Below are 12,966 nucleotides of genomic sequence, written 5' to 3'. Positions count from 1 at the left end.
CTAGGGCGTGTTGATCTTTCGTGAGTGTTTTTTGAACAGCATGGTAAAGAGTTATAATTTGCTTCGCCAAAAGTAAAACCATAACCAATACCATGCCAAGAACAATGCTAACTGATATTCGCTGGGAACTGCTACTCCAAGTTATGAAAAGTACAGGTCGTATTTACGATAAAACTGAACATCGAATGACATTTGAAGGAATACTTTATCGAATGAGAACAGGTATTCCTTGGCGAGATCTACCCTCTGAGTTCGGAGAGTGGAGTACCGTTTACAGACGATTTAATCTTTGGTCAAAGAAAGGGATTTTAGATAATCTTTTCAAAAGTTTATCTAACATGGCTGATTTTGAATGGGTATTTCTTGATGGCTCTATAGTTAGAGCACATCAGCATAGTACAGGTGCAGCTACTGAAAGTTCAGAGCAAATAGGAAAAAGTCGCGGGGGCAACTCAACCAAAATTCACTTAGCCGTAGATAGTGGTGGCCTGCCGATTTGCTTTGATTTATCAGAGGGACAACGCCACGATATAGTGCATGCCGAAAGCTTAGTTGAGCAACTCGATGAAGTTAATACCATCGTTTGTGATAAAGGATATGACAGCGAACCTTTCCGTACTTTTGTTAAGGAACGTGGCGGAGAAACGGTAATTGCTAAACGCAATTACGGACAAGATATAGACAAAGACAGTATGGATTGGTGTTTATACAAGTATCGTCACTTGGTCGAAAATGCCTTTGGGAGAATTAAGCATTATCGAGCTATTTCAAGTAGATATGACAAGCTAGAAAGGAATTATGCCAGCATGTTATCGCTGGCATTCATGTTAATGTGGCTACCGATGTATTGTTGAACGCGAAATGTACAGCAAAGATCAACACGCCCTAGCAACGAGATGGCTTAAACAATACAAGTAAAATGAAAAGCAAAACGCCAAGTTCTTATGAGCTTGGCGTTTTTATATTTGAATCGCTCTAGTTTTGCGAAAAGAAGATCTCGGGCTTGTGGACTGGGCCATAGTTGCCTTCTAACTGAGTGAGTTCTAATCCTTGTTTGCCTATCAAAGAGCCGACTAACTGGCGGTTGAACGGGTAGCTGTCGGGGTTGTTAATGTACTCTTCAACATCAATCCATTTAGCTTCTGCAATTTCATCTGTGTCTTGAATCGCAATCTCTTGAGTTTGAGCGATAAGGTGACAAACAAAGTAGAGGTTAGACTTTCCGAATTGATACGGGTGTCTCGTCGCCATGCCAACCACTGAAACGAACGTGGCTTCGATGCCAGTCTCTTCTAAGGTTTCTCGAACCACGGATTCTTCAATGCCTTCACCCAACTCAATATGACCGCCCGGTAATTTGTAGCCCGTCATGCCGTGTTCTTTAATCATCAGCACTTGGTTGTGTTCGTTAGTGATTAACGCGCCAGCACCCAAGGTGTGGGTCGGAATGAAAGGCACAAACTCTACAATCTCGGATTTGTGGATCAGCGTAATCTCGTCTTCTAAGCAGTTGTGAAACACAAAGCCAAGCTCAGTCGCCACCGGAATAAGGTGCGAGAGTGAAATAGGTAAGCTAATCCAAATAATGCCTTTGCTATTCTGCTTTGAAAATTCGGTGATCTCGCTGAGTTCGGCATTGAATGAGTCAACATCGTGAGGGGCTGTTGCTGGGTCAATGATGATGCCGTTAAATTTGTCGAGCGTAAATTCCACGGGTGATCCTTTATTATTTTGATTTATTGGGCGTCGAGCATGGTCTGAGCTTATCGTATCTAAAGAGCTTATAACACCTTGAGAGCAAGGGCAGCAGTGAATCAAAAGTAGGCAATGCAGTTTATGTCGAACGGGTCGGGATAAGTGGAGGGTGTTGCTAGAAACAAAAACTGCGCTTGGAAGCCAAAGCGCAGTTTTAAAATGAGGTTTATTGCAGTTCGATTTTAACGAATATAGTTCGCGTTAATACTCACGTACCAGTGTTGAAGCTTGCCATCAGATTTCTTGATCCACAAATCGTTGGTGTAGCTATCAATCTTGCCGTTAACCGTAAGGTTGAATGTGTTCTCGTCGAATTCGCCAAGCTTCACGAACTGGTCCGTGGTAATCAGGAATGGGTCCATGTCGTCTACACCAACCACATCTGAAATCACATAGTAGTGGTAAGTCAGCGGCTTGCTCGCATCATTCGGGTTGCTGCGATACGCAACAAGTTTGAATGGTTCCGTTAATGGAACGTCGAGCGTTTGCTTGTCCATGGTCGCTGGAATTGGAATAAACAGCCAAGCGGTAAACAGACCGCTCAATAAAACCATCAGGAAGAAAAGAGTCTTAATTGCTTTCATAGCAACCTTCAAAATATGGGGGATGTTAATGGGGCTATGGTAACTAGGGAGAGTAAAGATGCAAGCTCTGTTATTACCCTATCTTATCTCAGCTTAATCTAGCGCAAAGAAAGCGGTTCGGTTAACTCGAAATGTAAACACGAGTGCTTAACTCTTGATTATGGCTTAAGAGAATTCGTTATTTGAACCAATCTTGGTTTTTAACCAGTCTCTCGAAACAAGGCGAAGAACTGTCGCGAAATGACCTATATAGATAAAATTCAGTACGATAAGAATAGCGCATGAATATTTTTTGAGCGTTTTCTTATGCATTTAAATCCACGGTTAAGTGGCGAATACCATTCTTATGTCGATCACTCATTTCGTATCGATTGTTCACTTGGCTCCAATCCATTTGGCGCACCAGAAATTCCTGAACATGTGATCAAAGATATTATCTACGGTATTGATAAGTACTATTGCCACAGGGAGCTTTCGGAGCTGACTTATCTGACTCGCCAGTTTATTGGGATTGAAGATTGTCGTATTACGTACACCACGGGCTCTCTTGGGGCGCTAGAACTTATCTTCAATAAACTTATCGATCACAACAATCGCACCATGATAGGCATTGGCCCTCAGTTTGTTGAAGCAGTATCAGAGTTCACTTTGGTGGGCGGGAAGTACCAGTCCATCAACATGTTTGATTATCAAAACGAGTCGGATCTGTTCGGTGTGTTGGCATCAAAAATAAGCAGTCAAAATCCTGCCTTGGTGTATATCGATAATCCCAACAACCCAACGGGTCGAATCTACGACAGAGCTTATCTGGTCGAGATAGCGAGAGTATGTGAGCGTTGTGGCGCTATTTTGATTGTCGACGAGGCATATGGTGAATACCTGACCCCTGAGCAGTCTATGCTCGATCAGACCTTAGTCTTGGACAACTTAATAGTTTTACGAACCTTTTCTAAAGGTTTAGGGCTCGCTGGGATTCGACTCGGTTACTTAGCCAGCAGTGAAAACCTGACTTCTGCAATCGAAGCTGCGGTGAGTGTGTTTACGCCGACTTACCCCTCAATAAAAATCGCATCGGCGACCTTACCCAATGCAAAACACTTCTTAGAAATGAACCGCAGCAAAACTGAATACTTTAAGCAGCAAATGATCGGCTTGTTGTCTGAGAACAATATTGAGGTGGTTGGCACGTCAATATCGACGCCCATTATGTTGTTGAAAAAGAGAGGAACTCACCTTTCAAAGCTATTTGAGAGTATCGGTATTAAGACATGTTCGGGTGTCGATTTTGCTATTACGTGCGACGCGATGACTGAAGAGTATGTTCGATTACGAATTGTTGGCAATGATATAGATTTAGAAGCGTTAAAGCAGCGTATTAAGCAGTTATAAAAGCAACCGTTATAAAATCAGTAGGCATAAAAAAGCCCGCACCTTGCGTTTACAAAGTGCGGGCTAAATTCATCTGGCTACTTGTTTAAGTAAGCAGCGTGGAACTCAATGTGTTCATCAATAAAGCTAGAGATGAAGTAGTAGCTGTGGTCGTAACCAGGCTGCATACGTAGATCTAAATCGGCATTGGTTACCTTAGCGGCTTCGACTAATTGCTCAGGTTTAAGCTGTTCAATCAGGAAGTTATCGGCTTCACCTTGGTCGACCAACATTGGCAGTTTAGTGCCTTTGGTTTTTAGAAGCTCAGAGGCATCGTAGTGTTTCCACTCTTCAATATCCAAGCCTAGGTATTGGTTGAAGGCTTTTTGTCCCCAAGGGCATTGCATTGGGTTGGTGATTGGGCTGAATGCAGAGATAGAACGGTAGCTATCTTCGTTTTTAATGCCAATCGTTAGGGCACCATGTCCGCCCATGCTGTGACCAGAAATCGATTTTACGGATGTAACAGGGAAGAACGACTCAATTAATGCAGGGAGCTCTGTTACCACGTAATCGTACATGTGGTAATGGCTGTCCCATGGCGCTTGAGTGGCATTCACATAGAAGCCTGCACCTTGGCCGAGATCGTAATTTTCATCGTCGGCAACACCTTCGCCACGTGGGCTAGTGTCTGGTGCAACAATCGCGATGCCTTGCTCAGCCGCGGCTTTGAAAGCGCCGGCTTTTTGCATGAAGTTTTCATCGGTACAGGTTAAGCCTGATAACCAATACAAAACAGGAACTGGGTTTTCTTTGCTTGCGTTAGGCGGCAAGAAAATCGCAAAACGCATGTTGCAGTCAAGCGTTGCAGAAAAGTGGGTGTATTGTTTGTGCCAACCACCAGCAACCTTTGCTTGGCTAATGTTTTCGATTGTCATCTATTGTGCTCCGTTAGGTTGATGGTTTTGGGGAATAACATGTCTATATCATTTAAAGTTTCACCACCCACCGGGCAGGAGGTGGTGAAGACAGTTTCGCTCTGATGTTTAAGTCAGAACTGTGGTCTCGATACCGAGGCATCGAGACCAAGGGGAGTTATTTACTACGATTGGTATTATTTATCCATATGTAGAACAGTACGGATAGATTCACCTTTGTGCATTAGGTCGAATGCTTCGTTTACGTCTTGCAGACCCATAGTGTGAGTGATGAACTCTTGAAGACCAAACTCACCCGCCATGTAACGGTTAACGATTTCTGGAAGCTCAGAGCGGCCTTTAACACCACCGAAAGCAGAACCACGCCATACACGACCAGTCACTAGTTGGAATGGACGAGTTGAGATCTCTTGACCTGCACCCGCAACACCAATGATGACTGATTCGCCCCAACCTTTGTGACAGCACTCAAGTGCTTGACGCATCACGTTTACGTTACCAATACACTCGAAAGAGTACTCAACACCGCCGTCTGTCATCTCAACGATAACGTCTTGGATTGGTTTGTCGAATTTAGTTGGGTTGATGCAATCAGTCGCGCCAAGCTGTTTTGCTAGCTCGAATTTGCTCTCGTTGATATCAACGCCGATGATGCGGTCAGCACCAGCCATGCGAGCACCAATGATTGCAGAAAGACCGATACCACCTAGGCCGAATACAGCAACGTTGTCGCCTTTTTCAACTTTAGCTGTGTTAAGTACCGCGCCCATACCCGTTGTTACACCACAACCTAGAAGACAAACTTCTTCAAGTGGTGCTTCTTTGCTTACTTTCGCTAGAGAGATCTCTGGAAGTACTGTGTACTCAGAGAAAGTAGAACAACCCATGTAATGGAAAATTGTTTCGCCATTGATAGAGAAGCGGCTTGTACCGTCTGGCATTAGGCCTTTACCTTGCGTTTCACGAACGGCTTGGCATAGGTTAGTTTTACCAGATTTACAGAACTTACATTCGCCACATTCAGCTGTGTAAAGTGGAATAACGTGGTCGCCAATCTCAACACTTGTAACGCCTTCGCCGATCATCTCAACGATGCCGCCACCTTCGTGACCAAGAATTGAAGGGAAGATACCTTCTGGATCGTCACCTGATAATGTGAATGCGTCAGTGTGACAAACACCAGTAGCAACGATGCGAACTAGAACCTCACCAGCTTTAGGAAGTTGTACATCAACTTCTTCCATTTTTAGTGGCTCGCCAGCTGCCCATGCAACCATTGCTTTTGATTTGATATGCGTTTGACCAGGTTTAATTTCGATTGTCATTGGATGTTTCCTATATATGTCAGTACAGCGGATAACCGTGTAATTAAATTCAACCCGTTAAGAGTAGTTGAGCTTAATTGTTTCCGCTCTCTCGTTTTGTTGGAGCCAGTATAGGTGTGAGTGCGAGTTTTGATAATCCCCTTAAATAGAAAATGATTATTACGTATTTGTAATAATAGAGCATTTAGGTTCCTCGTGTTAACCGAAAGTCACACTTAAGAATTTTTAAGGTACGTCATAATAATTGCTTACTGAAAATCGCATGAATTGGAAATAAAACTACAATATTCTGAGCGCCGTATTTAATGTTGTGGACTCAAACATGCTTTTATCTCTTCCGCCTCCAGTGATGCTGTCACTTGCCATCGTGCTTGAAGTTGTCGCGACTTCTTTATTGCCTAAAACGCAGCAATTTACTTCCCTTCCTGCTACCGCCGCAGTACTCGTCGGTTATGGCTTTGCTTTTTATCTGTTGTCTCTCACGGTTCAAACTATGTCTCTGGGTGTCGCCTATGCGATTTGGTGTGGGGCAGGGATTGTGTTAGTCGCGGCGTTATCTTGGTTGGTCTACGGGCAAAAGCTAGACATCTACGCGATCATTGGCATCGCTTTGATTCTGTCTGGTGTGGTGATCATTAACCTGTTTTCAACGTCGGTGAGTCACTAAGAGTCTATTTCCTACTTCTGAAGGAACAAACTAATTGGAATCTAGAGTAGTTAGCCTTCAACTTAAGGTATTGAATATAATATAGTAATTCTAATAAATGCATTTTGTGCATGTATTTTATGAAAACAGCTCACTTTACTCATAGATTGGTCGGTTTAGTATAGCCAGCAGAAACCAATGATTATAAATAATCATAGATATTATCTTTTTATCAATAACTTAGGGGGTCATTATGACTATTCCGACAACCGATATGATGGAAGCTTGGACGGGATTTCAAGCTGGCGACTGGCAAACATCCGTTAATGCACGTGATTTTATTCAGCGAAACTACACCCCTTATGAAGGCGATGAGTCTTTTCTTGCGGACGTGTCGGAGTCGACGACACAGCTATGGGAGTCGGTGCTAGAAGGTATTAAAGAAGAAAGCCGCACTCATGCCCCTGTCGATTTTGATACTGATATCGTTTCCACTATCACCTCACACGATGCCGGTTACATTGTAAAAAACCTCGAAAAAATCGTGGGTCTACAAACCGATAAACCACTGAAACGCGGCATCATCGCCAATGGTGGTATTCGAATGGTGAAAACGTCGTGCGAAGTGTACGGTCGTGAATTAGAGCCACAAATCGAAAAGATCTTCACTGAGTACCGCAAAACGCATAACCAAGTAGCGTTCGATCTTTATACCGACGAAATTAAAGCATGTCGCCGTTCTGGTATTATTACTGGTCTGCCGGATGCTTATGGTCGTGGACGCATTATCGGCGACTACCGTCGTCTTGCTTTGTACGGTATCGACTTCCTAAAATTAGACAAAAATGAGCAATTCAAATCGACTCAGAAGATGCTTGAAACGGGTGGTGATTTAGATAAGACATTGCGTCTACGTGAAGAGCTTACTGATCAAATTCGTGCCCTTGATGAAATGCGAGAAATGGGTTTGAAGTACGGCATTGATATGTCTTCTCCTGCTCGTACTGCGCAAGAAGCAATCCAATTTACCTATTTTGGTTACTTAGCTGCGGTTAAGTCTCAAAATGGTGCTGCGATGTCGCTAGGCCGCACATCAACCTTCCTAGATGTTTACATCGAACGTGACCTTAAACTTGGTCTGATTGATGAAAAACAAGCGCAAGAGTTGATTGACCATTTCATCATGAAGCTTCGTATGGTTCGTTTTCTACGCACTCCTGAATACGATTCATTGTTCTCTGGCGACCCAATTTGGGCAACAGAAGCAATGGCTGGTATGGGTGTTGATGGTCGTACACTCGTTAGCAAAACGACTTTCCGTTACTTGCACACATTGCACACGATGGGCCCAGCGCCAGAACCGAACATGACGGTTCTATGGTCTGAACAACTGCCTATCGCGTTTAAACAATACGCGGCTAAAGTGTCTATCGAAACCTCATCACTTCAGTATGAGAACGACGATCTAATGCGTGCGGATTTTGATAACGACGATTACGCGATTGCGTGTTGTGTAAGCCCGCAGGTGGTTGGCCAACATATGCAGTTCTTTGGTGCTCGTGCAAACCTTGCTAAAGCGTTGCTTTACACCATTAACGGTGGTGTTGATGAAAAATCTAACATGCAGGTTGGTCCTCAAGTTGCTCGTATCGAAGATGAAATTCTCGATTTTGACCGCTTAATGCCTCGCTTTGATGACATGATGGATTGGCTTGCAACGCAATACGTCACTGCGCTGAACGTGATCCATTACTCGCATGACCGTTACAGCTATGAAGCATCGTTAATGGCATTAATGGATCGCGATGTTCATCGCACAATGGCTTGTGGTATTGCAGGGCTGTCGGTTGTTGCTGACTCGTTAGCGGCGATCAAATACGCGAAGGTCACACCAGTACGTAACGAAGATGGCATCGCTGTCGACTTTGAGATTGAAGGTGAATATCCAAAATTCGGCAACAACGATTCACGTGTTGATGATATTGCTTGTGATTTGGTTGAACGTTTTATGAAGAAAATTCAGAAAATGAACACCTACCGTGAAGCGGTTCCAACGCAATCTATCCTTACGATTACTTCAAACGTTGTATATGGTAAAAAAACCGGTAACACGCCAGATGGCCGCCGCGCAGGTATGCCATTTGGCCCGGGCGCAAACCCAATGCACGGTCGTGACGAGAAAGGGGCGGTGGCTTCACTTTCTTCAGTTTCCAAACTGCCGTTCGAGTACGCAAAAGATGGTATTTCTTACACCTTCTCAATCGTACCAAATGCACTAGGTAAAGATGACCTAAGCCAAAAAGTGAACCTAGCAGCACTAATGGATGGTTACTTCCACCACGAGGAAAGTGCAGGATCGATTCGTGTTGAGGGTGGACAGCACCTTAACGTGAACGTGCTTAACCGTGACATGTTGTTGGATGCCGTCGAACATCCAGAAAAATACCCACAGTTAACCATCCGAGTGTCGGGTTACGCTGTGAGGTTCAACTCGCTAACACGTGAGCAGCAACAAGATGTAATTAGCCGTACGTTTACTGCTAAGATCTAACCGTAAACTTCGAGTTATACGGTTCTAAAAAAGCGCGAGAATGACATCCGTCTCTCGCGCTTTTTTGTGCGTGGAGTATGGGGCACCTATATTGTTGGTCGCCGTGTTGTCTTGGTTGGTATATGGGCAAAACCGATATTTACGCGGTGATTGGTATCGCTTTGATTCTTTCGGGTGTGCTGATCATTCACCTGTTTTTTATGTTGATAAGGTCGCTTCGGGACAAGAACACCTTAGTGCTACGACTCTAAAACGTTTGTGCCCCTTTCCTTGCCAGTAATACTCAACGTCACAAATCACAGTGAGGTGATTTGACCTGCTTTTTCTTATATCTAGAGCGGGCTTAAAGTCAATTACTTACCACTCGAAACTAGATAGAATACAGATACCTTATCAGCACGGATTCGGAAACTATGGGAAGCTACGTATACGACTACTTAAATGATTCATTGTTACTTGATAGTACACTCGTGACTAGGTTTTATAGCGGTGTGTCAGACGCTGTACTAGAACAGGAACTTATCAAGTATCGTGAATACTGTTTAAAGGTACTGCCTGAAATACGTGATGTAGTGAAAGCTAACGGCGTAGTTAGTTGCTTGGCAACTGATACCCTTTCTAATACTTCTCATCTAAAACAGGCGGCTCTGTATCTAGAAGAAGCTGTAGTTGCAGATCCAGTCTTTGAATTAACGGACTTTAGAACACAAGCTACAGAAACCCTGACGTCATTTATGGGCATGGCGTCAACCCCAAAAGTAGACCGCCAGAAATTAGCCCAAGCAGCGGTTCGACTGGTTGAATTACGTCCGTTAGTAGCCGGTGGTTACGTTAAGCTGTACCCAATTACTTTTGAACTTGAAAAGGGTGCTGAATTACCACTGCTCTACTCAGATGTGGGATTTGAAGATTGCTTACCTCCAAACATCTTAGAACAGTATAAAGCTAGTGCTGTTGTTCGAAGCGTTCAAAACGATAATGGACGAATGCTCGTAATGCGTGATTTGTATCCATGTAGAAACATCAGCATTCATTTCCAAGGTATGGAAAGCGGCTTCGCCATGGGTTATGTATTAAACCCAACAGAATTTAAACCGACTGATAAAGAAAGCATATTCACCTTCATTCAAAAGAAGTCTTCTGTGCCACCCTGTAAGGCCGATTTTGATGCTTGGGTAAATCAATCTGTAAATCAAACCGCACGAAATCACTTCATTGAACTAAGTAAGCGCATAACGTTATCAGAATACCTCGGATGCATGTTTGGTACGGAACATCCATTCGAAAGTAATCTGCTTAACATGGATGTCGGTAGTACGGATATCCAAGCCAATACATTAAATTGTGCGCTACAGATGGACGTGCCATTCTTGGAACAAGTGTCCTCTGCTGATTTGATGTCTATTAGAAGCAACGACGGTGAAGCATTCCAGTTGTTCCGTGCTGAATTAGAAAAAGGGTTACGTGAAGCAAGACATGAAACTGACTTTGGTCGTGTGAAAGCAATAATCGAAGACACTCAGCATGAACTATTCGAAGTACAGATGCGCCAGATAGCACCTCAAATGAAGCACATCCGAAATACCCATTTTGCTGAAACAGCAATTGCCGTGGCGGGTTTAGGTCTTAGTGTTGTGACTGGCGGGGCAAGTTTGATTGCTACTGGCATAGCAGGGCTTAGTGGAATGAAATCACATAGCGACTACAAATCAAAACTCACGGCTAATCCAAGTCATTTCTTGTGGAATGTAAAACAAAAAGCAAAGAAGTAGTTCGATTAGCATTTGATTAGACAGAAAGCCCGTTGTATGCAGGCTATTTGTTGTGGGGTTGCTTGCTGGTACTTGTAGGGTCGGCTTCGTTATCTCTATTGCTATCGAACCTGACAGTGGCTTTTCCTCCTTTTCCATACCTGTCGTAATTCATTAATTACTAATTTAGTAAAGGGGCTGACACGTATCTGTCCAGACTGAAGTTTTACATGTGGCACTTTTTTATCAAAGTACCTCCTAGCTCGGATCTGCCCCATTGTGTGTTTCGATCCCACTAAGCGCTACCGACTAACATGACTTTTTCAAAAATAAAACTAATACAAAAAGTCAATTGCTATATACCAGATTGGCTCAACTCATTAGTTGAAATTCACTAAACTTAGCAAAATTAGGTGTGTTTGAACTACCACTAAAGGTATAAAGCATAAGTCCTTTTGCTTGGCCGTTTAATGTCTTCGCAGAGCCAATGACTTGCCAAGAGCGTTTTTGATTACATTCCAAGAACGCAGTGATAGTACCATCATTTTTTTCTATCTTAACTGAGGCTGTCGTGCCTTCAAATGTGCTAAGTTGTTTGATCTCTGGTTGACCATTTTGCTCTACAACAAACACAATGGAAGGCTCGCCCATGAACATTTCTTTACTAATTTTGATGTAGTTATCGTTGTCCCAGTAAATGCCTAGGCCAGCTTGTTCAAATGGCAAGGTTGGCTCTAAGGTGATGGTTACTTCTGCGCTATAATTGGGTTGAGATACTGGGTAGATGAAAATGTTATCCACGTCACTTGAACCCGCGCCAAAAATATTGCCTTCTTGCACTTGCATCGACAACAGCCCGTTATCAAATGACCAATGGCTTGGGTTCTCATTTTGAATGTACCAGTCGTTTAAATTCTTCATTTCGGACTCCTTGGGTTTAGATCATGCGTTGGCGAAGGCTATAAAAAATATCTTCAAGGTCGCCAAGTTTTTGCTGCTCTATGCGCTTTAGCTGTTGCTGCACCGTGTCATACATGAGCTTATTGTTCATGTCATTCAGTGTCGCATAGTGGTGGGTACGACGACCTAAAATAAAGTTATTTTGATCGTTTTCGTTCATCAACATGAAGTGATCAATGGTACGTAAAAACGCCTCTTTATCATGCGGAAATTGTCCATTGAGTTCCGTCAGCAAATTTATCCCATGATAATTACCGTAATTGCTTTTGATGCCATCTAATTGGCTGATCAATTGAAATTGTTCTTCCAACATCTCACGCTCTGAAAGTGGCGTAAACTGGCCGTTTTGAACCATATCATCCAACTCAGTACCAGGTTTTACCGCTAGCGATAATATTCGGATCTCCTCAGGATCAATCTGGTTTAATAGCTGGGCAGTCTGTGCGATATGGTGCTCGGACAACGCCTTCCCACCTAAGCCAAGAATGATGAATGTCATCATTTTCATACCCGCCTGCTTCGCGTACTCGGCTGATTTCAAAATTGACTTAGGGGTGATCCCTTTTTTCATCAACTTGAGTACCTCAAGCGAGCCCGACTCCATACCGCAATACAGCATGTTTAACCCTGCATCGCAGATAGCCCTCATCTCGGCTGGAGACTTTTTAGTCATGGTTTGAGCTCTGCCATATGAGCTAATTTGTGTGAGCTCCGGGAACGCCTCTTTTAGTGTATTGAGCACATCCAGTAAATCGTCCGTTTCCATTGCAAAGGAATCACCATCTTGCAAAAAACAGCTCTCAAACTGTCGGTTTTTATAGAAGGCTCGTGCCGCCCAGATATCACGTTTGATCTCTTCGACAGGACGAATAGAGAACTCCATCCCTTCAAACAGAGTACAGAACTTACATTTATTCCACGGGCAGCCTTGTGTTGTCCGTATCAGCAAACTGTCTGCTTCAGAGGGTGGGCGTATTGGACCTTGTTGAAATTGTATCTGTGTCATGGCTTATCTATCCATCAATGAAATCAATAAGCGCATGCTACGTAATTTAAAGCACAGTAAAAACTGGGGCTAGTTTGATTTA

Annotated in this window: 11 protein-coding genes; 5 read left to right on the top strand and 6 right to left on the bottom strand. The window is 43.4% G+C overall.

Translation table 11 applies throughout. From position 1 onward, the window contains the following. The first annotated feature begins 92 nt into the window (after window positions 1-92). Window positions 93-854, top strand: a complete 762-nt coding sequence (locus AB4558_RS04150; protein ID WP_026028612.1) for an IS5 family transposase — start codon at window positions 93-95, stop codon at window positions 852-854. Window positions 855-975: 121 nt separating this feature from the next. Here the strand turns inward: AB4558_RS04150 and AB4558_RS04145 are convergent, their stop codons facing one another. Both AB4558_RS04145 and AB4558_RS04140 read right to left on the bottom strand, forming a co-directional pair. Further along, window positions 976-1,713: an NUDIX domain-containing protein gene (locus AB4558_RS04145; RefSeq protein WP_102398053.1), complete on the bottom strand. Its 738-nt coding sequence runs from the start codon at window positions 1,711-1,713 to the stop codon at window positions 976-978. A 224-nt stretch (window positions 1,714-1,937) separates the two neighbouring features. After that, a complete protein-coding gene (locus AB4558_RS04140) occupies window positions 1,938-2,339 on the bottom strand; it encodes a hypothetical protein (protein WP_017061631.1) in 402 nt (133 codons plus the stop codon). A gap of 306 nt (window positions 2,340-2,645) precedes the next feature. Here AB4558_RS04140 and AB4558_RS04135 point away from each other — a divergent pair, with 306 nt between their 5' ends. Then, the gene (locus AB4558_RS04135) at window positions 2,646-3,728 is read left to right on the top strand and encodes an aminotransferase class I/II-fold pyridoxal phosphate-dependent enzyme (RefSeq protein ID WP_372151789.1); all 1,083 of its coding nucleotides are present in this window, start codon (window positions 2,646-2,648) and stop codon (window positions 3,726-3,728) included. A 77-nt stretch (window positions 3,729-3,805) separates the two neighbouring features. Here AB4558_RS04135 and fghA read toward each other — a convergent pair whose 3' ends face one another. Both fghA and AB4558_RS04125 read right to left on the bottom strand, forming a co-directional pair. Then, entirely contained in the window at window positions 3,806-4,645 is an 840-nt protein-coding gene (fghA, locus tag AB4558_RS04130; RefSeq protein WP_017061633.1) for an S-formylglutathione hydrolase, read from the bottom strand. Between the two features lie 176 nt (window positions 4,646-4,821). After that, on the bottom strand, window positions 4,822-5,970 hold the full coding sequence (locus tag AB4558_RS04125; protein WP_012601124.1) for an S-(hydroxymethyl)glutathione dehydrogenase/class III alcohol dehydrogenase: 1,149 nt from the start codon (window positions 5,968-5,970) through the stop codon (window positions 4,822-4,824). Window positions 5,971-6,292: 322 nt separating this feature from the next. On the opposite strand from AB4558_RS04125, the gene AB4558_RS04120 reads away from it, so the two are divergent. The 3 genes from AB4558_RS04120 to AB4558_RS04110 all read left to right on the top strand — a co-directional run bounded on the left by AB4558_RS04120 (window position 6,293) and on the right by AB4558_RS04110 (window position 10,939). Next, complete coding sequence (locus AB4558_RS04120; RefSeq protein ID WP_017069768.1) at window positions 6,293-6,637, top strand: multidrug efflux SMR transporter; 345 nt, start codon at window positions 6,293-6,295, stop codon at window positions 6,635-6,637. Between the two features lie 232 nt (window positions 6,638-6,869). Further along, window positions 6,870-9,167, top strand: a complete 2,298-nt coding sequence (gene pflB / locus AB4558_RS04115) for a formate C-acetyltransferase (RefSeq protein ID WP_372158161.1) — start codon at window positions 6,870-6,872, stop codon at window positions 9,165-9,167. Window positions 9,168-9,658: 491 nt separating this feature from the next. Further along, window positions 9,659-10,939, top strand: coding sequence for a hypothetical protein (locus tag AB4558_RS04110; protein ID WP_372158158.1), 1,281 nt, complete (start codon window positions 9,659-9,661; stop codon window positions 10,937-10,939). Between the two features lie 351 nt (window positions 10,940-11,290). On the opposite strand, the gene AB4558_RS04105 is transcribed toward AB4558_RS04110, so the two are convergent. Then, window positions 11,291-11,839, bottom strand: a complete 549-nt coding sequence (locus AB4558_RS04105) for a DUF1349 domain-containing protein (protein ID WP_102281779.1) — start codon at window positions 11,837-11,839, stop codon at window positions 11,291-11,293. A gap of 16 nt (window positions 11,840-11,855) precedes the next feature. Further along, a complete protein-coding gene (locus AB4558_RS04100) occupies window positions 11,856-12,884 on the bottom strand; it encodes a radical SAM protein (protein ID WP_102281777.1) in 1,029 nt (342 codons plus the stop codon). Between the last annotated feature and the right edge of the window lie 82 nt (window positions 12,885-12,966).

The organism is Vibrio sp. 10N.222.51.C5, assembly GCF_041474575.1.
Taxonomy (GTDB): domain Bacteria; phylum Pseudomonadota; class Gammaproteobacteria; order Enterobacterales; family Vibrionaceae; genus Vibrio; species Vibrio crassostreae_C.
Note: the sequence above shows the minus strand (reverse complement) of the source record. Positions and strands in the feature narration are given on the sequence as shown.